The organism is Gorillibacterium massiliense, assembly GCF_000455485.1.
In the GTDB taxonomy this organism is placed as follows: Bacteria; Bacillota; Bacilli; order Paenibacillales; family NBRC-103111; genus Gorillibacterium; species Gorillibacterium massiliense.
In genome coordinates this window covers 149,565-170,465 of the sequence record NZ_CBQR020000036.1, presented here as the reverse complement: position 1 = coordinate 170,465, position 20,901 = coordinate 149,565, and the positions used below count along the sequence as shown (strand labels likewise).

Sequence of the window (20,901 nt, the reverse complement as noted above, 5' to 3'; positions counted from 1 at the left end):
GACGATTCGCTCGGCTGGCTCCCCGCCGAGGCCGGGGAGCCGAACCGCCCGGGGCAACCGGCGCTGTTGCCGGTTGCCTGCGCCGATGCCGCCAGCGGCATGAGCCGCTCGCTCCAATGCGGGCTCGCCGCCCTTGGCGGCATCAAAAACGGGCCTGGCGGCGTCTTGATCCTGCTGGCGGACCAGCCCCTGGTGACCACGGGGCATTTGAACCGCCTGCTGGAGGCTTTCGCCGCCAACCCCGCCGCCGCTTACGTTGCAAGCGGCGACAATGGAAAACCAAAGCCGCCATTGATTCTGGCGCGCTGCCTGTACCCGGAGCTTTTGCAGCTCCGGGGTGACGTCGGAGCCCGCGCGCTCCTGGACGGCGGCCGTTATTCCGGGGTCATCCTGGAAGCCGATGACCCGAACCTCTTCCTCGACGCCGATACGCCAGAAGATCTGGCAGCCATTGCAAAGCTTTTACCCTAACCAAAATGATCAAAGGAGGGAACGTTATGCCGAAGCTCAACCATCTCCTATATTTACAGCGGTGTGTAGAATTAGCCGAATTTGCCCGGAACTCCGGCAACTGTCCCTTCGCGGCGGTACTGGCCGGACCGGACGGAACCATTTTATTGGAAAGGGAAAACAGCGAGATTACCGATGGTAAATGCACCGGACATGCGGAAACGATGCTGATGGAGGCAGCCTCCCAGATGTACCCCAAGGAATTTTTATGGGAATGCACCCTCTACACAACTGCGGAACCCTGCGCCATGTGCGCTGGGGCGATTTACTGGGGCAATGTGGGTCGGGTCGTTTTCGGCATTACCGAGAAGCGGCTGGCCCAACTGACCGGACAAGGGCCGGTCCAACCTGCTTTCGATCTGCCCTGCAGCGAAGTCTTCGCCCGAGGCAAAAAACCGATCAAACTCATAGGTCCTTTCCCAGAAGTCGAGGAAGCGACGGTATCGGTTCTGAATGGCTTTTGGAAAACATCCCAAGGCGAATACCGCCAAATCCGACGAATCAGCAGCGTTGGATAAGCATTAACTCGGTTTGAAAACCAGCGCCATACGATGATTCAGCGTAAATGAGAGGAGGAGTATCCGTTGATCACGCCATACGCATTAAATCGGATCACCCGCGAAGCGTTTATATCGGTTCTGGGCGGCGTATTTGAGCATTCCCCTTGGGTTGCGGCTCGGGTATGGGAGAGAGGCCCCTTCGAATCGGCGGTGCACCTCCATCACGAAATGGTCGATGTAGTCAATCAGGCTGCGGTTTGGGAGCAGCTTGCCCTTTTGACGGCTCATCCGGAGCTGGGTTCCAGACTCATCATGAGCGATTCCTCCCAAGAGGAACAGAAGAGCGCCGGGCTCGGCAATCTTTCTACCGAACTTTGTGAAGAACTCGTGGAGTTAAATGACCTCTATAAGAAGAAATTTGACTTCCCTTTCATTTTGGCTGTTCGCGGACATACGTCAGATTCCATTGCAGATGCTTTGAAACGCCGGCTGGCCAACAATCCCGAACTTGAATTCCGACTGGCTCTGGATGAAACGGCAAAGATCGCGGATTTCCGATTGCGAGAAATCATTGCTGAATCTTCGCATACCGTCACTTAATCCTCGCAGATCAACCAATTAAATAGGCAGGAGGCTGAAGTCCATGGGGAATAAGGAACGGACCCTGTTTTACGGAAAAGGCGATGTGTTTGTCTACCGGACTTATGCCGGAAAACTAGCAGGCCTGCCAACCATCCCGGAGTCGGCATTCACCGGAAGGGATAACGTCATTTTTGCCCTCAATGTCCATTTTTCCGTATATGGCGATGCCTTCTTTGCATCATTCGCCGAAGGAGACAACCGCTTGGTTGTTGCCACGGATTCGATGAAAAATTTCATTCTCCGCCACGCCGCCCTCTACGATGGCTGTACCATGGAAGGCTATCTCGCTTTTGTCAGCCGACGCTTTCTCGAAACCTACACGCAGGCGGACTCCGTCTGCATCAGCGCTAACCGTCTGGAGTTCGAGCCTACCTGGGTACCCGGGGAAAACGGCTCAGGCCCGACCGAAAGCGGCCTTGTTTACCGCCACTCCCGTAATGAGCACGCCTCGGCCGCGATCACGGCCTGCCGCACCGAAACGGGCATCGAACTCGCGGAATGCAGCAGCGGTATAAACAACCTGCACTTGATCAAGGTGAAGGGAAGCTCGTTCTACGGTTTTGTCCGGGACGAATACACGACGCTGCCGGAAGCGAAAGACCGGCCGCTGTACATCTACTTGGACATCGGCTGGACTTACAGCGATTTGGCAGATTCCCTCAAGGGAGAGCCCGGCAAATACGTTCCCCCCGAACAGGTGCGGGATATCGCCCACTGTGTTTTCCACGAATTCAACACCCCTTCGATCCAAAATCTCATTTTTGAAGTCGGCAAACGCATCCTGATCCGCTTCCCGCAACTTGCGGAAGTCCGATTCGAGTCCAATAACCGCACTTGGGAAACCATCGTCGACGACATTCCCGCAAGTGAAGGAAAAGTATTCACCGAACCTCGCCCGCCTTACGGCTTTCAGGGCTTTTCCATGACCCGCAGCGATGTGGAAAATGAATAAATAGAGGGGGCGCCGCGATGGGCAAACTGACGACCCACGTTCTCGATTTGTCCCGGGGCAAGCCGGCAGAGGGCATGCGCATTTCCCTTTACAAACTGGATGACTGGGAAAACTTTGGGGAGGTCGGTACAGCTGACGGCGAGTCCTATACCCGTCTTCTTCGTGAAGCCGTCACCAATGACGACGGAAGATTAGATGCCCCGCTGCTTACAGAGGAACAGATGGTCCCGGGCAGATATGAGCTTGTTTTCCACACCACTCCATACTTCCAAAGGACCGCAACCCGCAATAGCGAATTTTACAATGTACCCGATCCAGCTCCCGGCATTTGGGAGGATATCCCCATACGTTTCCGTATCCTGAGCGCGGCAGAATGCTTGCACATCCCGCTATTGATCGCTCCCGGCGGCTATTCCACTTACCGGGGCAGTTGACAAGGTTGATCGAGGTAATGGTGATCGAGGCAATCGGGAGGAGGCGAATCCATGATTCCGGAACTGGACCGAATCATCCGCGGTGGTCAAGTTGTGCTGGCGGATGGAGTGAAACAGCTGGATATCGGCATAAAAGACGGACGTATCGCCAAACTTGCCCCTTCCATCCCTAGCTCATTTGCGAAGGAACCCCCCATTGAGGCGAAAGATTATGTCGTGATGCCGGGCATGGTGGATGCCCATGTGCATTTTAACGAACCGGGCTTTAGAGTATGGGAGGGCTTCGCATCCGGTTCGGCATCTTTAGCTGCAGGAGGCTGCACTACTTATATCGATATGCCTTTGAATGGTATACCTCCTACCATAAACGTCGCCGCTCTCCACGAGAAAATGGAAGCGGCTGTTTTTCAATCCGCCGTCGATTATGCTTTCTGGGGCGGCCTTGTTCCCGGCAATCTGGAAGAAATAGAGGGTTTAGCTGCTGCAGGCGTCGTCGGTTTCAAAGCTTTTCTTTCGGATCCCGGTGGAAGAGGGGAGATGGCATTTCGCCAAGCGGACGATGTCACCTTGTATGAAGGGATGAAGAAAATCGCGAAGCTGGGCAGCATACTCGCCCTGCACGCGGAGAGCGACGTGATCACTGGAAAGCTCACCGCCCGGGCTAGGCTGGAAAGCAAGGGATCCGCATTGGATTATGCAGCGACTCGGCCCGTTATCGCTGAAGAGGAAGCGGTGAATCGGGCGCTGTTTTTCGCGGAACGAACAGGATGTTCTCTGCATTTTGTCCACATCAGCTCCCATGCTGCTTTAAAGCTCATCAATGCGGCAAAAAACAACAGCTTGAACGTAACCGCGGAAACCTGCCCCCATTATTTAGCACTGACAGAAGAGGATATGGTGCTCCTTGGCGGGGTAGCTAAATGCGCTCCGCCTCTGCGCAATGAGAGGGAGCAAGCGAAATTGTGGGAGGCCGTGGAGACCGGGAGCATCGATTTTATCGCTTCCGATCACTCTCCATGTCCGACAGAACTCAAAGTAAATGATGATTATTTCGCCATTTGGGGCGGTATTTCCGGTGCCCAGAGCTCCATGGAGCTGATGATTACGGAAGGAACCGTGCGCCGCGGAATTCCACTGCCTTATATTGCGCAGATGCTGGCAACGGAACCGGCTAAACGGTTCGGCCTGCATCCATGCAAGGGTGAAATCGCTGTAGGCGCAGATGCCGATCTGGTGCTGGTGGACATGAATACCGGCTATACCTTGAAAAAGGAAGATTTGCTCTATCGGCATGCCCATAGCCCCTATATCGGGAAAACCATGAGTTGCCGGATAAAAGCGACCTTTTGCCGAGGTATGCTCATTTATGAGATGGAACGGGGGATCGTACGCACCGGAGCGGGAGAGTGGATCCGCCCTTGCGAGCCAATGGTTATCGTATCTTAAGCTCTTGGAACAGGAGATTCGGCCAATGATTAATTACATTAATAATATGCCCTATAAAGAAAATCGAACAGAGCTGCGCAAATGGATTTCATCTCAGATTGAGGATTGGTTGGATGGAATAGCACAGTTCGGCTGCGGCCCGGAGGGTGGCGTTACCCGGTTCTTGTACGACAATAGCTGGCAGGATGCCCACAAGAGCTTGGCCGACCGGATGCGGCAGTATGGGTTGGAGGTCTACGCCGATCGTGTCGGCAATTTGTTCGGTACCTCACCAAGCGGCTATTCGGCTTCAGCAACAGAAGTAGCTTCTGCGGCTTCTCCAATTGCTCCAATCCATCCGATTCTCGTAGGCTCGCACCTTGATACCGTCCAATGCGGTGGTCGTTACGACGGCGCCTATGGCATAGTGGCGGCCGTCATCGCCATTTCCTATTTGCGCAGCGCCTTTGGTCCGCCTGTTCGCACCTTGGAGGCGGTAGCTCTTTGCGAAGAAGAAGGAAGCCGCTTCCCTTTAACCTTCTGGGGCTCTGGCTCCATAACCGGCCTTTACCACCCCGAACAAGCAGCCGGATTCGCGGACGGTAATGGTGTCACTCTGGAGCAAGCTATGGACGATGCGGGCTTCGGCAGATCCGATCAGCCTGAAGCCGATAGAAGCGGCCGCCTGTACGCATTTCTTGAAGTGCATATCGAGCAGGGGAGACTTCTGGAAACAAGCGGTGATCAGCTTGGTATCGTCACAACCATCGCTGGACAGCGGCGCTTTACCGTTACCGTCGACGGGAGGGCTGAACATGCGGGAACGACACCGATGGTGCTGCGCCGGGATGCTCTTGCTGGAGCTGCAGAGATGATTAACCTCATTGAAAAAATGGCAGTATCCCGCGGCGCCCCTCTTGTGGCCACTGTCGGCAGCCTGCAGACGCATCCCGGCACCGTCAACGTCATTCCGGGCTGCGCCACCTTTAGCCTCGATGTCCGGCATGCCGATGCCGATGCGCTGGATGTCTTCTGCCAAAGTATGGAGGCGGAGCTGATGCGCATTGCATCCAGCCGGAGATTAACTCTCGACGTTCGACCATGGATGAGTTCACCGCCGGTCCAACTGGACCCGATCTTAACGGATGCGTGGGAGACGGCAGCCCGCAGCTGCGGCTATACCACTCGCCGAATGGTGAGCGGCGCGGGTCATGACGCCCAGATATTTCAAGCCATTGTGCCTTCCGCGCTGCTCTTTGTGCCCAGCCGTCAAGGAATAAGCCACGCTCCCGGTGAGTACACCGAGCCGGAACAACTGGCGGACGGCATCATCGCCCTCATCGAATTTCTTTATAAACTGGCGTATGGAGAGAAAACCCATGAAACGATATAGCGATCTGTCTCCTTCGCCCCGGACCATCATGACTCCAGGCCCCGTTGAGGTCGATCCCCGGGTGCTGCGGGCGCTGTCGTACCCAATTTTGGGCCAGTTCGACCCGGAATTCACAGGCTTGATGAATGAAGTGATGGCTATGCTGCGGGATTTGTTTCAAACCCGCAACCAATGGGCGTTTCCCATCGATGGAACCTCCCGCTCCGGAATTGAGGCCGTTTTGTGCAGCATTATTAAACCAGGTGACAAAGTACTGGTGCCGATTTTCGGCCGCTTCGGTTACCTGCTCCAGGAGCTGTGCGAACGCTGCGGTGCGGAGGTAATCACTCTGGAGCAAGAATGGGGACGCGTTTTTGCTCCGGAAGAGATCATCGCCGCCATCCGCGTCCATCGGCCGAAAGCAGTCGCCATCGTCCACGGCGAAACCTCCACGGGTCAAATGCAACCGTTAGACGAAATCGGACCATTTTGCCGGGAAAACGACGTTCTGCTCGTTGTCGATGCTGTCGCCACCATCGGCGGCGCGCCGGTAGAAACGGACAAATGGCGGTTGGATGCGGTCATCGGCGGGACCCAGAAGTGTTTGTCCGTTCCGGCCGGCATGTCGCCTATCACCTACAACGAACGGGTCGCCGCCGTGATCTTCCAACGCAAAAAGATCGAACGGGGGCTCATGCCGGACCCGGCAATAATTGAACAATCCCAATCTTCCAATGGGATCGCTCCACCGGTTCGCAGCAACTATTTTGATCTGGGGCAGCTCCAGGATTACTGGAGCCCGGCCCGGCTTAACCATCACACGGAAGCAACTTCCATGTTGTACGCTCTGCGGGAAGGCATCCGCCTTGTGTTAGAAGAAGGGCTGGAAGCCCGTTTTGCCCGCCATCGCCTTCACGAGCAGTCGCTACTGGCCGGTCTTGCGGCGATGGGACTGACTCTATTCGGAGATTCGGTCAACAAGATGCCCATGGTCGCCTGCGTGCACATCCCCGAGGAGATCGACGGCGATTCCGTCAGAAGCTTGATGCTTCAGCGTTTCGGAGTGGAAATCGCCGCATCCTTCGGCCCGCTGCGAGGGAAAATCTGGCGCATCGGCACCATGGGCTACAGCGCCAGCGAGCGCAATGTCCTGCTGCTCCTTGGAGCATTGGAAGCGGCTCTGCTTCATCATCACTTCAAACTGCCGGCGGGTGCAGCGGTTCAAGCCGCTCTGGCGATATATGAAGAGGGATAAGGATGCACCGGTTTTCTGCCCCTAGCGACTGCGGAATGGTCATCTCCTCATTCTCTGGCGAGTGGGGCCGGCTGCCTACTGTTGCAGGAAGGCGGGAATGCCTTTGACGCGGCCATCGCCGTAAGCGCCGCTTATACCGTGGTGTACCCTCATATGACCGGATTGGGGGGAGATGCTGATAAAGAAAAACGGAGCAGAAAGGAGGAGGGCGAACATGATCGCCTTATCGGATATTCACGTTTGGCAGCCTAAAAGCGTTGAAGATGCTTGGAAACTAAAAGCCGAATTGGCTGCAGACTGCCGAATCGTCGCCGGCGGAACCTTGCTGCGCACCCATTGGCAGGCGGGATCGGCGGCAATGCCCCGCCATTTGGTGAGCCTGGATGCTATTCCAACCATGCGGAAGCTGGAGGAAGCCCAGGGGACGGCGGTCATCGGAGCGGCGGTAACATTGGCGGAGCTTGAGCGCCATCCCCTTATCGGCGACCGCTGCCGCCCACTTGCCGCTGCCGTAAAATCCATTGCTGCACCTTCCGTACGCCGTTTGGCAACCCTCGGCGGCAACCTTGTATCGGCGGTTGGCGACACCTTGCCCGCTCTGTTAGTCACTGAGGCCCGCTTGGAATGGTATGGCAGCGAAGGGGAAGAACTTGAGCCTGTCGGCTCATGGTTGGAGCGCGTGCGCTCCGGTGCAGCTCCGGGGAATAGGCTGCTCATTCGGATTCACATTCCCATCCAGCCTCTGCAACCCCGTCGGAATCCGGAGATGAGCTTCGCCTTCTACCGAAAAATCGGGAGACGGGAAGCCTTTATCCCCGCGGTGGTTGCCGTCGCCGGAACGGGAGGGCTGGCTGAGAACGGAAAACTGCGGAATATCCGGCTTGCCGCAGGAGGCGGAGCCACCCAAGCGGAACGGTTGACGGATGCGGAAGAAATTCTTTTAAGCGACGATCATTGGTCGGAAAATCTTCCCGCTATCCATAACCATATCCAACGGCAGTACCAGGCTTGCACCGATCCGTTTCGCTCAGCCGAATACAGGCGAATAACCGCAGCCAACCTCATTACCGCTGAGTTATGGGCTATCGCAAACCAAATGGGGAGAGGAGAGACAGGCTATGCTGCTTACTCGTGAAGCTAGCGGTAAACGATGGCGCATCCGGTTAGACGGCAAGGAGAAAGTAACCGGCGTCCTCGCTTATTTAACAGACCGCCGCATGCCTAGCATGCTCTATGGCAAAGTGCTGCGCAGCGCCTATCCCCATGCCGTCATCAAGGCAATCCAAACGGATAAAGCGGAGCAGCTAGCCGGAGTTCATGCAGTTGTTACGCACAAAGATGTTCCCGGGGTAAACCGCTTCGGTATCGTCATTCCCGATCAGCCCGCTTTGTGCGAGGACCGGGTACGGTATGTGGGTGACGCCGTCGCAGCCGTGGCGGCGGATAGTCCGGAACTAGCCGAATACGCCCTTAGCCTGATCGAAGTGGATTACGAGCCGCTCCCGGTCTTGGACAGCCCTCATGCCGCGTTGCAGGAGGATGCACCCCAACTGCATCTCGGCGGTAACGTACTGCACCGGACCGCCTATATGCGGGGGAATGCGGAGGACGCCTTCGCCCGCTGCCGCTATATCGCCGAAGAGACGTATCATACTCCAAGGCAGATGCACGTCTATATGGAAACGGAAGGTGGGCTCTTTATTCCCGAGGAAGGCGGAAAACTCACAGTGTATGCCGCCACCCAGCATGGCTATAAGGACCAGATGCAGCTGTCCCGCATTCTCGGTATTCCCCAAGACTGGATACGCGTCGTTTCCAGCCCCATCGGCGGCTCCTTCGGAGGAAAGGACGAGCTGAACGTTCAGCCCTGCGGCAGTCTGCTGGCGCTGAAAAGCGGCCGCCCGGTGAAGATGCATTATTCTCGAGCTGAGTCGGTCCGTGCCGGGCTGAAACGCCACCCGATGACGATTGAAATGAAAACAGGCATGGATACCAATGGGCATATTATTGCCCATCGCGTCCGTATAACAGCTGATACGGGCGCATATGCCACTTTAGGCGGGCCTGTATTACAATTCGCCACGGAACATGCCAGCGGGCCGTATCAGATTGATCATGTAGATATCGAAGGGATTTCCGTCTACACAAACAATGGAGTGTCCGGTGAATTCCGCGGTTTCGGCGGGAACCAGGTTGTTTTTGCTATGGAGGGACAAATCCACCGTCTGGCAGCCGCCGCCGGACTCGACCCTTGGGAGCTGCGAAGGAAAAATCTGCGCGGACTCGAGGACACCGGCCCCCTTGGACAGCGGATTGCGCCTACGGATGGCGCTCTGCAGATATGGAAAGCGATCGACGCCTGTCCCCTTTGGCATAAACGTCTGAAACTGGAGTCCTGTGCCGGAATCGTTGCACTGGAAGCTCCTTGGATCAGGCGAGGGATCGGGGCAGCCATCGTCATGCATGGGGCGGGATTAGGCTTCGGCATCCCAGATCCGGCAGGCGGATGCATCTCTCTAACCCGGGAAGGCAAAATCCGACTATCTTTCGGATATGAAGAGTTCGGCCAGGGGCTGCTGTCTACAATGGAAATTTTGGCTATCGATCTCTATCATTGTGGGGTCGAGGACCTGGAAATCGTGATCGGCGACACAGCCCGAGTACCCCACAGCGGCTCCAGCACCGCTTCCGCGAGTGACGACTATGGTTTGGACGGCGCTGACGCGGATGAAAGAGCCGTTTACCCGCAAACTTCTGGAGGCGGCGTCAACCCTGATCGGTTTATCTGCAGATGCATTAGAATTGGGACCAGGAGGCATCTACCGGATAACAGAAGATACAGCAAATGAGTCGAAGCCGTTCCTGAGCTATCGCGACATCGCCGCCGCCAGCTCGAATGAAATCCTTTGCCAGAGCGAATTTCACTATCCAACTACCCCCGATGCCGTTGTGGGTGGCCATTTCCTATATGGCTTTGCCGGAGTCGTAGCGGAAGCTGAAGTGAACCTCCTAACGGGTAAAGTGAAGGTAACCAACCACTACCACACTGTAGCGGCGGGTCCGGTTGTCAATCCCATGGGCTACATCGGCCAGATTGAAGGCGGAAGCTCCATGGCCCTCGGCTTCTCTCTATTCGAAGATGCCGTCATCACAGATGGAAGATACGCCACTGCCAACCTGGACACCTATTTGGCGCCGACTGCCGCCGATATGCCGGAAGGCTTTTCCGTGGAGGCGATCGAAGATTTAGTGGAGGGAGACCCGTACGGTCCCCGGGGCGTTGGGGAGATCGGTTCTGTCGGCTTAGCCCCCGCTATAGCCGCTGCCGTCCGCCAAGCAACCGGAACATGGGTAAATCGTCTGCCGCTCTCTCCGGAAACGCTAATTCAAAGTTTTGTGCCGCATGTCCGGAAAGGAGCTGATTCTGCAAATGGCGAACAACGCAATGATCTGGAAGGGTAGTGTAAATGGCGTTGAAAGGGAAATGCATATTCCCCCAGCTATGCGGCTCTCTGAACTGCTTCGGGATCATCTTGGGTTGAACGGTTTGAAAGTATCCTGTGAAATCGGCCGTTGTGGCTCCTGTATGATCTTGCTGGACGGTGCTGCTGTCAATTCCTGCCTGCTCATGGCTTATCAATGCGTTGGCGGAGAGATCATTACCATTGAGGGATTATCCGATATGGACAAAGAGGAAGCCCTTCATCCTGTCCAGCAGGCTTTTCTCGAAGAAGGAGCTTTTCAATGCGGGTATTGCACCCCGGGGATGCTGATCTCATCTGTTTCGCTCCTGAATGAGAACCCTAATCCGAGCCGAGAAGAGATCATCGATGCTTTAAGCGGCAATCTCTGCCGCTGCACCGGCTATGGACCGATCTTGCGCGCGGTGGAAAAAGCTGCACAAAGTCAAAGCAACTAATGTCCAAATCTTACTTTTTTTCGAATTCAGATGTTAAATTTGGATTGGGGGTTTTACTTTTTGGCGATTTAGGGTAATGATGGAGGTAGATTCGCTTGCACCTGATTAAAGGGATTGGGTTCAATCGATGAGACGTTGGAAGGGACGCGGTTGAAGATGATGGAAATGCGTGAAGGAAAAGAAGGCAAAGAGGCTCCACCCCGATCCTCTCAGCAAAAAAACATCATGAAAGGTGTAGCTATCGCTTCCGCATTGACTGCACTCGGGTTGTGGGGCTTAGCGGCCTATGTCTGGTTCTTGCAGGATGGGCGGATGCCGGCTTTCCTGTTGTTTATATTCGGCCTGGTCATGGCTGGGCTAGGGTGGTACACCTTCGGCAAGCTTCAATCTCCTGATCCCCTCTCGTTTAAAAACGAAATGCGTCAAGACGGCTATTCTACCTCTCTCATCAACCGCAGAACGGGTAATGCCCGGGAACTCTTTATCCCATACAGCAGCATGAAGGAAATCTTGTTGGCTAAAACAGCGCGTTATCGGGTGAATGCGGACCAACGCCCCGGAGACTACTGGATCGGCGCCAGTCTGGTGATGAAATGGACGGATAAGGGTGGCAGGCTGCAGTTCGCCCTTTTTCAAGAGGACGATCCCGCCCGGCTTAAGGAATGGTTGACTATTTACCGACAACACGGCATTCCGGTCTACGCAAGCGACGAATATATCGGAACAATGCCGGCCGAAGAATATAAACACTGCTATGGGCAGATCGCCAAGCATACGTATGAGGAAAATCTCGATGGACACGTCGGCTACAGTGAAACCAATCCGCCACGGATGTGGCGGCGTCAGCTCAAAACAGCCAGAACCGAAAAACTTGCTGCTGTAAACGGCGTGCGTAAATGGGGTTACTTCGCACTACTCGCGGTTAACGGTCTTGCCGGGTGGTTGTGGATTCCGGACTGGCATATCGAAACGGTCGGCGATACCTTTGTGGAGACCTCGTGGATTCTCGCTTTTTTTGCCGCTAATATCCTTATGTTCATCTTATTCGGCGGTTACTGGCGCAAGAGCTCCGGGTGGTACAGGCCGCTATTGGACTCTTTCCTCGTGTTAGCCGCTCAATCCGCCGGACTCGTCATTGCTCTTGCCGGTACAGATAAGCTGAGCCTCATCTGGAACGCCCTGATTGTGGACGGAGTCGCCTTTGCCGCTTATCTCACAGGAGCCTATTTGTTTACCCGTTTTGTTTTATCCCGTTGGCTTTAGGCTTTTTACCGATTAACAAGAGAAAAAGCGGGAACACGATTCCGAAAAACAATGCATAGACAGGCCAAGCCTGCAGAGATTCGATGACCATCGACGCATTCGGCAATATCGAAATGGACATGACCAGTGCGATAAGCAAGAGGGGAACGAGCAGCGATCGGTTGTCTTTCATCTGAAAGACTTCCGCAATTCCATGGGAAGCGGCATACGCTAAAAGCGTCATTTGGAAGAAGGTCGTTATAAACCAAAGCACGGAAACTATGACCTCAAATCGCTCAAAAAAGTCCTTATAGCTGATGATGCCGACGACAAAATAGCTGGGGTACATCAGGTTGGCAATGACTCCGTCGCTCAACGCGGCGATGGAGAGAATCGTCATGATCAAAAATATGCCGCCACTGGTCAACGCACTTTTGATCAGTAGAGACTTCCATTTTTCCGACGACTCAACCGATGGCACCAAAAATAGGAATAGTACAGCTTCTGCATAGGGGTAGGCAAGGAGATCGAGGGATGCTCCGACTATAGGTTTCCAGCCGTTTTCGAATAGGGGCAACAAGTTTACGAACTGTCCGCTGGGAAAAAGCGATAAATACCCTAAGCAAAACAAAGCGATGACGACCGGGAATAAAATTTCAGCAGATCGGCCAATAACCGTTAACCCTTTACGCAGTGCGTAAAATACAGCTAACAGCATAGAGGCTCGAATGACCAAGCCGGGAGTTTCGGGGAAAATGACCGTTTCAATAAATTCGCTTAAACCGGTCAAGGAAAGGACAAAGATCAGATACGGAAAGCACATAACGAAGACAAAGGTGAACAGTTTGCCGATAATTTTCCCGAACCGACGGTTTAGAAATGCGGGAAGGGATTCTCCTCGCTGCATCTTGGCAATGGCGGCGTATAAGGGGGTCAGCAAGAGGAAAAAGCCGACTGCAACCAAAATGGACATCCAAGCGTCCTGCTTCGCCATCTTCGTCATAAATCGAGGGGTAAGCAAAAAGGCGTCACCCAACTGATACATGACAAACCATAGGACAATTTGACGGCGGGTCAGATCTTTCTTCATGATGCCCCCCTCGTTTGCGCCAGGTTGTTGTTTCCGTCGGGCTTCAACCGCTTTATGCGTCCTGAAATCCAAAGAAGTATGGGGAAGATTAGGCCGAGCAGGATGGCGTGCACCGGCCATACTTGCAGAAAGCCGATAATGAAAGCGATATTCGGCCAAACGATGCGTGCCAGCAAGAGAGTGAGTAGGGATAATGGAATAGCCAGAGCCTGCGGTTTCTTGAGTTGAAACAGATCGCCGAAGCCTTCAACCGTTACAATCATGCACAGCGAGATGCGCATAAAGATCGTGATGAACCACATAACGGTAATCAACACCTCATAGCGCTCATAAAACATTTTGATGGTGATGGTGCGGACGATAAAGAAGCTTGGAAAGCTTAAATTAGTCGTTGTGCCATAGCTGAGGACGCTTATGCAAAAGAAGGTGACGAGGAAAAAGATAAGCCCGCTGAATAGAGAACTGCGAATGACGACATTTTTCCAATGGGCGTAGCCGATGTGCGGAACGAAAAATAGGAGGAAGATATTTTCCAGGTAGGGAAACGCAAGGAGAGGGATGGCTCCACGCATAACAGGCTTCCATCCGAATTCAAAAACAGGAAGGACATTCTCTATCTTGAGGCTGGAAAGCAGACTCACCGCAACCAACAAAATCATGACAAAAACGATGAAGATGAGCAATTCAGCCGCACGACCGCAGACGGTAACTCCTTTTAAAACGGAGTAAGCGACGGCAAGCATCATGAAAAAATAGAGAACTTCAGCAGGCGTTTCCGGCATGAGCGTCGTATTGACGAAATCGGAGAGGTTACGCAGGGTCAGAGCGGACGTGAGATAGGGGTACAAAAGGATAAAGAAAAAACCGATTCCTCGTCCAACCCACTTGCCGAATATCCCCTGCAAATATTGGACGAAGTTTTTCTCTTTGAACTGACGAGCGATGGCGACGAGCAAGGGAAGAATTAGCAACTGCAGGACAACCGCCAATATAACGGAAAGCCAGGCATCCTGCTTCGCTTCAACCGCAATCGAAGCCGGAATCACCAAAAAGGAACTCCCGGTTTGGAACATGATGAACCATGCAACCGCTTGTCTTTCCGTCAGTTGTCGTTCCATAGTCACCCAGCCTCAAGTTCAAGATAGCATGCTCGTAAGAAAATCACTGGCCGGTTGAAGTAAATGCTCAAGGGCGCGCATCGGACTGGGCAGCTCTTTTTTGATTAAACTGATCGTCCCAAACATGACGCCAATTGCAAGAAAACAAGCGCTGACGGCGATTTCCCGCTTTCGTTTCTCAGCTCGCAAGCTTTTGTATTCCCAAAACGCCGCCGCTACGGCGATCAACATGATAAGCATCAGCATTCCAGTCACTCCTTTTCCGGTCCGAAAGGATCGATGATTCTGCCAATATAGCGGATATGATAGTCCGTTTCGATCTCCACCGGCATCGTTTTGAACCGCTCCTGCCAAGTGTCTTTCCACTTATGCCAGGTGGAGGGATACTTACGGTGGAAGGCTTCGCCGAAACCGAAAATATCGGGGCCGTATTTCTGCACCTTGCGAATCGATCCAGTAAACAGCTTCCTTACGACTTCCTTGCCGGCCTCCTGAAGCTCGACAAGGGTGGCTTCCTTGGATAAATCAATATTGCATCCGGCTTCCCCTACGTTTGCGTCAATCGTCACTTTTAGCTTCATGGACGGTTTGTCATCCTTGATAGAAGGCACCATTTTAACATGGGCATGAGTGATTTCTAGTGCGATCTCGTGTTCACCATGAGGACATTTTACTTTCCCGATCGTACTGGTAATATTATTGGTGATATAGTTGTAAACTTTGCTCTCATCCTCGTTCAACCACCCGACTAAACGGTCTTGTTCCATTACGCCGATCCCCATATACTTGTATTCCGCTATCGATAGTGGTTGCGCTACGTTTGATTTCCGTAGTCCCTTCTTCAAATCTCCGATAAACGTCATTCCAGTGAGAATCGGATCTTGACCTTCCTTCACCAGCATTTCCAAAAAGTCTTTTACATTGACGGCCACCGTCGGCGCCCACGCCGCTTCCGAAACCTTCAACGATTTGTACATGTCCATGGCGGGTAAAACCTCAGTTGGCGCAACAAAGCCCATGACATCACGCGCTTTATGTTTCCCTCGCACTATGGTGATAAAGAAATCCGGGCGAACCTCATGATCGCGAAAAAGAAGGTCGAGGGGGGCTTTCAGCCCATCCCGAGCTACTTCCTCGCTAAATACGATAAGCCGGAGGTGGGCCACATAGATTCGGCGAGACACTTTAGTCGACATCTTGCGAATCGCCTCGAAGATGGTAGAGGCTTTTTCGGAATATAGAATAGTCGGCGACCGCTCAACGGTCTTGCGGTAAGACATTTGCGTTGGGTCTACGCTTTGGAAGGAAACGATATATTGGCCATCTCCGTCTTTGTCGATCCCCATGGCGAGAGCGACGGACAATTCGTTAAGCTCTCTGGCATTCCAGCACCCGGCGGTAGAAAGTAGAACGCAAAGCCCGACAAACGTCTTCATCAAGCGTCCTATTGGCTTCATGGCTTGTTTCCCTTTGCGGTTGCGGTTTGCTGTTTGCGGTTGCGATAAGGAAACCGAAAGATCGCATCCCGATTCGCATTTTTTCGAAAGGGTGCCACGGGCTTCATGTACGGAATGCCAAAGGATTGTAAAGAGCATAGATGAACCGTCAAAATGATGAAACCGATCGTCAAGCCATATACGCCCAATATAGCGGCCATTCCCATAAAGAAAAAGCGCAATAAACGAACCGGTACAGACATGGTATAGGCCGGAATGATAAAACTGGCGATGGCCGTAATCGATACAATAATCACCATGGCAGGAGAGACGATACTGGCATCGACAGCTGCCTGTCCAATGACGATGGTACCGACGATAGAAACGGCTGACCCGACGGCGCGGGGCATGCGGATCCCGGCTTCGCGCAGAATTTCAAAGGTGATCTCCATCAGCATGGCTTCGATAAAAGCAGGGAAAGGGATGCCTTCCCGTTGGGCTGCCAGACTGAGGAGGAGCTGCGTCGGCAGCATATCTTGATGGAAGGTAGTAAGAGCGATATAGATCGACGGCGCCAGCAGGCCGATGAACAATGACATGTATCGCAAGAGTCGCAATAACGAGCCGTATACGGCAGTTTGATAATAGTCTTCCGCGGATTGGATAAAATCGGTGAAAAGAGCAGGAAGCATCAATACAAAGGGGGTGCCATCCGTCAGAATGGCAATCTTCCCCTCCATGATGCCGGAGGCGATGACATCAGGCCGATCGGTGTTATAAATTCTCGGGAAAATGGTTAGAGGTTTCATGTCCAAAAGCAAGATTTCTTCCAAATACTGCCCCTCAATGATGCGGTCGACTTTAATTTGGTTAAGCTGAGTCGTGAGGTTCGCGATCAAAGTGGCGTCGGCGCACCCTTCGAGATACATAACCGTAACGGAGGTTTTCGTAATTTTTCCAATTTTGAAATTGGTTAGGCGCAGCCGGGTGTCGCGGATTCTCCGCCGGATCATCGTCGTATTGGTGCGCAGCGTCTCAGTGAAGGCATCCTGGGGGCCGCGGACGAGGGATTGGGTTTTCGATTCTTCGATGGAACGATCCTTCCAACCGGGAATAGCCACCAGCAAGCCGGAAGCGCTGCCTTCCAGCAAGAGGAGTACATCCCCTGCAACGATCTGATCCAAAGCATTTGGATAGGAGTCAACCAAATTGATTTCGCCGGTATCGAGAATGCTTTCCTGCAGAAGGGTGAGGGTAACGTTATCTTCCGCGATCCGGTGGAGTAGAGGATGGAGGATGCTATCTTGAAGTGCAGGTTTGTCCACCATACCATCCACATAAAAAATGGCCATATGTTGTTGACTGACCAGCACCAGCTCCCGGACGATAAAATCCGGACTTTCACCCATCCGCGTTTTAAGCTCGCTGATATCTTCCGGCAAACGTCCGGTCAGAGCTTCCATCCCCGTCACCTCCTGGATACCTCCGAAAGTATTTCCAATGCCCCCAATCCTATGCAGATGTAATGGAAATAAGCGGGTAAGAGAACCTTTAGCCAATAATCCTTATATTATTATTCTAAAGTTAACATAATATTTATTATGTTAACTTTAAAATGTTGCACAAAAAAGAGAGCCCTTCAGCTCTCTTTACGCTCTTGCCATTCTGATGTGGGAGATCTACGAGACGCCTGTCACCAACACCGTCAATCTTTTTCGTAAATCAAGGTCAAACGGTACCGTTAACGGTTCCTGGTTTTCGTTCTTAATAATGCGAAGGATAGGTCGCAACGGGTGCTCAGGGTTCACTTCCGTGACGATCCCTGTCTCACCTGTGGACAGATGAACCGTCGAGCCAATCGGGTAGGGGGACATGCGACGGCAAAACACTTTTACCATCTCATAATTGAAATGATGTCCGCCATTGCCCATGATGTATTCAATGGCTTCATGAGGCGGCAGGGGCGGCTTATAAGGGCGCGATGCCGTCAGAGCTTCGTATACATCGGCAATCGCGGCGATCTTACCATACAGATGAATGTCCTCGCCAGTCATTTTCCGCGGATACCCTGAGCCGTCTTCTTTTTCATGATGCTGCAAGGCAATGTGGGCGCCAAGAAGGGAAATCTCATCGTTTTTCCGTAAAATATCAAACCCCGTGCGAGGATGCTCCATCATAACTTCCCACTCCTCCGCATTCAGAGGGCCCGGTTTATTCAAGATGGAGGAAGGAACAGAAACTTTACCGATGTCGTGCAAAATGGCGCCGAGCCCCAAATCAATAAGCTGAGGCTGATTGAGCCCGATGGACATGCCCATTGTAATACAGGTTATGGCAACATTTACCGAATGGTGATAGAGATAGGAGTCCTTGGAAAAAATATGAGTGAGGTTGATCATCGAATTCGGCTTCGCCTGCAGCTCATCCATAATCAGTTTAATCATATCTCTGTACTGCTTGCCTATGGATAAGGGAAGAATGGCTTGCCTGCTTTTTGGTTCATCCATCAATTTGGTCATCGTCGAATAGATGGTGTTGATGGCGAAGCTGCGGGTTTTTTCCGATATCGCTTCTTCCGGAATGATCCCCTCCGAGACTTTATCCTCAATATAAACCCCCGGTATGCCATAAGTGGCAAGCCGTTGAATCATTCTGTCAGTCAGTTCCACACCTACACCCAAAAGAACGGTACCATTCTCGCTGTAGATCGTTCGAGCTAGCTGTTGACCGGATTGCAAATAGGGAGTAGATACTAATCTCATGCTAATCCTGCCTTCCTGTATAAATGAAAATGATTCTCTGTAGATTTTGCAACGACCTATTATACCAAGTTTTTAGCTGCTAAAGGGTGTTATTTCTGCGAAATCTGCGATAAATTGTCGAGCGGCCTTGGACAGGTAGCGGTCTTTTAACCACACAATACCAACATCAGATTGCAGCTCTACATCGGATAAGGCTAATACTCGGATAGAAGCGAGAGGAAAGGATGCCATGACGGATTTCGGTAAAACCGTTGCCCCTATGCCTGCCGCTACCAAGGCGATAATAATCGCCACGCTGGAGCATTCGCTGATAACCTGGGGCTCGAACCCGTGACGCCGGCATTCCCGCATCACTTTTTCATGCATGCCTGTCGTTTTATCTGATTTCAACGTTAAAAAAGGATAATCCATCAGCTCCCGCATGAGGATCGTATCCTGCATCGGACTGAGATTCCATTGGCTGGGGACTATAGCAACAAAAGGGTCGGAGGGAAGAGGCATGATTCCGTAGGATTTCGATACGGTTGCGGCTTCGAAAGGAAGCCTGGCGACAATCAATTCGATATTTCGTTTATCCAGCATTTCGTCCAGAAGAAAATGGTCACCTTCGCGAATAATAAAGGTAACAAGAGGATAATGTTCCCGAAAGAGACGGATGCGTTCAGGCAATAGCGAGATGCAGGAAACAACCGATCCGATAGAGAGGGAGCCGCGGATGCCTTTATCCAGCTCTTTAACCTCCTGAATCGACTCGTGTAGCTGCAAGAGAAGCGCTTCGGCTTTTTGCTGCATCAGTTCACCGGCATGGGTTAAGTTCAGGCGGTTGCCGCTGCGGTCGAACAGCGTTACGCCTAATTCTTCCTCCATCAGCTTAAGCTGACGGCTTAGGGGCGGCTGCTCCATGTTCAACACTTTTGCCGCACGAGTGATTTGACCTTCTTGTGCAATGGTTAAGAAGTAGCGAATCTGCCGGATATCCATTGGAATCCCCCTTGACCCATACCTGAAAAGTATGCGAATCTAATAAAATAGATATTTTAAATATAATTAAAAGAGTGGTACTATTCAACTAGACAGTTAATCGCGAAGGGAGCGCAAAATCGCAATGGCTTACACCATTCCTGTAGAACGAACCAAAGCAGCAAAATCGAAACCGTCAGAAGATCAATTGGTTTTCGGCAAGTATTATACCGATCACATGTTCATCCTCGATTATGACACAGAAAACGGATGGCATGACCCGAGAATTACTCCATACCAACCCTTAGTTTTGGACCCGGCTGCGAAAGTATTTCACTACGGCCAATCGATATTCGAGGGGTTGAAAGCATACCGTACTGAAGATGGCCGCATTCTGATGTTCCGTCCAGATATGAACGCGAAACGCTTGAATCAATCCAACTATCGGATGTGCATTCCGCCCATCGATGAAGAGATGTTCCATGAAGCACTGCAAGCGCTCTTGCAGGTTGATCAAGATTGGATTCCATCGACTGAGGGCACATCCTTATACATCCGTCCGTTTGTTATCGCGACCCAACCCAATCTGGGCGTCGCGCCTTCCACCAAATACCGATTCATGATCATTTTGTCGCCGGTTGGCTCCTATTACGCCGAAGGCATTCATCCGGTTAAAATCTTCGTGGAATCCGAGTATGTCCGAACCGTTAAAGGCGGCACCGGTATGGCCAAAACCGCTGGCAACTACGCCGCGAGCCTTGTCGCTCAACAGGAAGCCAACAAAGTTGGCTATACGCAAGTGTTGTGGCTCGACGCCCTGCACGGCAAATACATCGAAGAAGTCGGAAGCATGAACGTCTTCTTTAAAATAAACGGCATCGTGGTCACTCCGGCGCTGACCGGCAGCATTTTGAACGGCATCACCCGGGATTCCGTCATCCATCTGCTGCAGGAGTGGGGAGTACCCGTAGAGGAACGTCAAGTTTCCATTGATGAACTCTACAAGGCTCATCTCGACGGTACGTTGGAGGAAGCCTTCGGCACGGGTACGGCTGCGGTTATTTCCCCAATCGGAGAGATGCGCTGGGGCGATAAAGTCATCCCGATCAACAACGGGGAAACCGGCGAAATCTCATCCAAAGTCTACGACACCATCACAGGCATTCAATACGGCACTATTGAAGATCCCTTCAACTGGGTCGTTGAATTGAAATAATTACGATACCAGTTTTAAAAGGACCGCAGAGATGCGGTTCTTTTTTCTGCTAAAAGACAATCGTTCAG

19 protein-coding genes and 2 pseudogenes are annotated in these 20,901 nt (G+C 52.5%); 14 read left to right on the top strand and 7 right to left on the bottom strand.

Annotated elements, in window-relative coordinates:
- The 13 genes and pseudogenes from TJ79_RS04520 to TJ79_RS04465 form a co-directional block, all read left to right on the top strand.
- Positions 1 to 471 (top strand): nucleotidyltransferase family protein (locus tag TJ79_RS04520; RefSeq protein ID WP_040949066.1); only part of this gene is annotated, 471 nt, incomplete at its 5' end.
- Positions 472 to 497: 26 nt separating this feature from the next.
- On the top strand, positions 498 to 1,028 hold the full coding sequence (locus TJ79_RS04515; RefSeq protein ID WP_052339262.1) for a nucleoside deaminase: 531 nt from the start codon (positions 498 to 500) through the stop codon (positions 1,026 to 1,028).
- A gap of 66 nt (positions 1,029 to 1,094) precedes the next feature.
- Positions 1,095 to 1,610: a 2-oxo-4-hydroxy-4-carboxy-5-ureidoimidazoline decarboxylase gene (gene uraD, locus TJ79_RS04510; RefSeq protein WP_052339261.1), complete on the top strand. Its 516-nt coding sequence runs from the start codon at positions 1,095 to 1,097 to the stop codon at positions 1,608 to 1,610.
- A gap of 43 nt (positions 1,611 to 1,653) precedes the next feature.
- A complete protein-coding gene (gene pucL / locus TJ79_RS04505; RefSeq protein WP_040949065.1) occupies positions 1,654 to 2,604 on the top strand; it encodes a factor-independent urate hydroxylase in 951 nt (316 codons plus the stop codon).
- A 17-nt stretch (positions 2,605 to 2,621) separates the two neighbouring features.
- Entirely contained in the window at positions 2,622 to 3,038 is a 417-nt protein-coding gene (gene uraH / locus TJ79_RS04500) for a hydroxyisourate hydrolase (protein ID WP_040949064.1), read from the top strand.
- 51 nt (positions 3,039 to 3,089) lie between these two features.
- Positions 3,090 to 4,484, top strand: coding sequence for an allantoinase AllB (gene allB, locus TJ79_RS04495; protein ID WP_040949063.1), 1,395 nt, complete (start codon positions 3,090 to 3,092; stop codon positions 4,482 to 4,484).
- A 25-nt stretch (positions 4,485 to 4,509) separates the two neighbouring features.
- Positions 4,510 to 5,856, top strand: coding sequence for a Zn-dependent hydrolase (locus TJ79_RS04490; RefSeq protein WP_052339260.1), 1,347 nt, complete (start codon positions 4,510 to 4,512; stop codon positions 5,854 to 5,856).
- Positions 5,843 to 7,090, top strand: coding sequence for a pyridoxal-phosphate-dependent aminotransferase family protein (locus TJ79_RS04485; RefSeq protein ID WP_040949062.1), 1,248 nt, complete (start codon positions 5,843 to 5,845; stop codon positions 7,088 to 7,090). Before TJ79_RS04490 ends, TJ79_RS04485 begins: the two co-directional genes overlap by 14 nt.
- A gap of 15 nt (positions 7,091 to 7,105) precedes the next feature.
- Positions 7,106 to 7,267, top strand: a pseudogene (locus TJ79_RS27055) (gamma-glutamyltransferase); the annotation flags it as partial.
- A 37-nt stretch (positions 7,268 to 7,304) separates the two neighbouring features.
- Entirely contained in the window at positions 7,305 to 8,225 is a 921-nt protein-coding gene (locus TJ79_RS04480) for an FAD binding domain-containing protein (protein WP_052339259.1), read from the top strand.
- Positions 8,209 to 10,552, top strand: a pseudogene (pucD, locus tag TJ79_RS04475) (xanthine dehydrogenase subunit D). The gene TJ79_RS04480 and the pseudogene pucD overlap by 17 nt, the downstream one beginning before the upstream one ends.
- Positions 10,521 to 11,009 (top strand): (2Fe-2S)-binding protein, encoded by a 489-nt coding sequence (locus TJ79_RS04470; protein WP_040949061.1) that lies wholly within the window; start codon positions 10,521 to 10,523, stop codon positions 11,007 to 11,009. Before pucD ends, TJ79_RS04470 begins: the two are co-directional and overlap by 32 nt.
- Positions 11,010 to 11,123: 114 nt before the next feature.
- Positions 11,124 to 12,272, top strand: a complete 1,149-nt coding sequence (locus TJ79_RS04465) for a hypothetical protein (RefSeq protein ID WP_040949060.1) — start codon at positions 11,124 to 11,126, stop codon at positions 12,270 to 12,272.
- On the opposite strand, the gene TJ79_RS04460 is transcribed toward TJ79_RS04465, so the two are convergent.
- The 7 genes from TJ79_RS04460 to TJ79_RS04430 form a co-directional block, all read right to left on the bottom strand.
- Positions 12,241 to 13,341, bottom strand: coding sequence for a GerAB/ArcD/ProY family transporter (locus tag TJ79_RS04460; RefSeq protein WP_040949059.1), 1,101 nt, complete (start codon positions 13,339 to 13,341; stop codon positions 12,241 to 12,243). The genes TJ79_RS04465 and TJ79_RS04460 overlap by 32 nt on opposite strands.
- A complete protein-coding gene (locus tag TJ79_RS04455; RefSeq protein WP_052339258.1) occupies positions 13,338 to 14,459 on the bottom strand; it encodes a GerAB/ArcD/ProY family transporter in 1,122 nt (373 codons plus the stop codon). Before TJ79_RS04455 ends, TJ79_RS04460 begins: the two co-directional genes overlap by 4 nt.
- A gap of 18 nt (positions 14,460 to 14,477) precedes the next feature.
- On the bottom strand, positions 14,478 to 14,705 hold the full coding sequence (locus TJ79_RS04450) for a hypothetical protein (RefSeq protein ID WP_040949058.1): 228 nt from the start codon (positions 14,703 to 14,705) through the stop codon (positions 14,478 to 14,480).
- A 5-nt stretch (positions 14,706 to 14,710) separates the two neighbouring features.
- On the bottom strand, positions 14,711 to 15,916 hold the full coding sequence (locus TJ79_RS04445; RefSeq protein ID WP_040949057.1) for a Ger(x)C family spore germination protein: 1,206 nt from the start codon (positions 15,914 to 15,916) through the stop codon (positions 14,711 to 14,713).
- Positions 15,913 to 17,358, bottom strand: coding sequence for a spore germination protein (locus tag TJ79_RS04440; RefSeq protein WP_040949056.1), 1,446 nt, complete (start codon positions 17,356 to 17,358; stop codon positions 15,913 to 15,915). The genes TJ79_RS04445 and TJ79_RS04440 overlap by 4 nt, the downstream gene beginning before the upstream one ends.
- A gap of 216 nt (positions 17,359 to 17,574) precedes the next feature.
- Positions 17,575 to 18,657 (bottom strand): HD-GYP domain-containing protein, encoded by a 1,083-nt coding sequence (locus tag TJ79_RS04435; RefSeq protein WP_040949055.1) that lies wholly within the window; start codon positions 18,655 to 18,657, stop codon positions 17,575 to 17,577.
- A 72-nt stretch (positions 18,658 to 18,729) separates the two neighbouring features.
- Positions 18,730 to 19,638: a LysR family transcriptional regulator gene (locus TJ79_RS04430; protein ID WP_040949054.1), complete on the bottom strand. Its 909-nt coding sequence runs from the start codon at positions 19,636 to 19,638 to the stop codon at positions 18,730 to 18,732.
- 124 nt (positions 19,639 to 19,762) lie between these two features.
- Here TJ79_RS04430 and TJ79_RS04425 point away from each other — a divergent pair, with 124 nt between their 5' ends.
- Complete coding sequence (locus TJ79_RS04425) at positions 19,763 to 20,833, top strand: branched-chain amino acid aminotransferase (protein ID WP_040949053.1); 1,071 nt, start codon at positions 19,763 to 19,765, stop codon at positions 20,831 to 20,833.
- The last annotated feature ends 68 nt before the right edge of the window (positions 20,834 to 20,901 follow it).

Excerpts from the sequence above, each read along its gene's own strand:
- TJ79_RS04480 (WP_052339259.1), top strand. The coding sequence starts at position 7,305 with ATGATCGCCTTATCGGATATTCACGTTTGGCAGCCTAAAAGCGTTGAA.
- TJ79_RS04470 (WP_040949061.1), top strand. The coding sequence starts at position 10,521 with ATGGCGAACAACGCAATGATCTGGAAGGGTAGTGTAAATGGCGTTGAA.
- TJ79_RS04450 (WP_040949058.1), bottom strand. The coding sequence starts at position 14,705 with ATGCTGATGCTTATCATGTTGATCGCCGTAGCGGCGGCGTTTTGGGAA.
- uraH (WP_040949064.1), top strand. The coding sequence starts at position 2,622 with ATGGGCAAACTGACGACCCACGTTCTCGATTTGTCCCGGGGCAAGCCG.
- TJ79_RS04515 (WP_052339262.1), top strand. The coding sequence starts at position 498 with ATGCCGAAGCTCAACCATCTCCTATATTTACAGCGGTGTGTAGAATTA.
- TJ79_RS04485 (WP_040949062.1), top strand. The coding sequence starts at position 5,843 with ATGAAACGATATAGCGATCTGTCTCCTTCGCCCCGGACCATCATGACT.
- TJ79_RS04425 (WP_040949053.1), top strand. The coding sequence starts at position 19,763 with ATGGCTTACACCATTCCTGTAGAACGAACCAAAGCAGCAAAATCGAAA.
- TJ79_RS04445 (WP_040949057.1), bottom strand. The coding sequence starts at position 15,916 with ATGAAGCCAATAGGACGCTTGATGAAGACGTTTGTCGGGCTTTGCGTT.
- TJ79_RS04430 (WP_040949054.1), bottom strand. The coding sequence starts at position 19,638 with ATGGATATCCGGCAGATTCGCTACTTCTTAACCATTGCACAAGAAGGT.
- TJ79_RS04435 (WP_040949055.1), bottom strand. The coding sequence starts at position 18,657 with ATGAGATTAGTATCTACTCCCTATTTGCAATCCGGTCAACAGCTAGCT.
- pucL (WP_040949065.1), top strand. The coding sequence starts at position 1,654 with ATGGGGAATAAGGAACGGACCCTGTTTTACGGAAAAGGCGATGTGTTT.
- allB (WP_040949063.1), top strand. The coding sequence starts at position 3,090 with ATGATTCCGGAACTGGACCGAATCATCCGCGGTGGTCAAGTTGTGCTG.
- TJ79_RS04460 (WP_040949059.1), bottom strand. The coding sequence starts at position 13,341 with ATGAAGAAAGATCTGACCCGCCGTCAAATTGTCCTATGGTTTGTCATG.
- TJ79_RS04490 (WP_052339260.1), top strand. The coding sequence starts at position 4,510 with ATGATTAATTACATTAATAATATGCCCTATAAAGAAAATCGAACAGAG.
- TJ79_RS04455 (WP_052339258.1), bottom strand. The coding sequence starts at position 14,459 with ATGGAACGACAACTGACGGAAAGACAAGCGGTTGCATGGTTCATCATG.
- TJ79_RS04440 (WP_040949056.1), bottom strand. The coding sequence starts at position 17,358 with ATGGAAGCTCTGACCGGACGTTTGCCGGAAGATATCAGCGAGCTTAAA.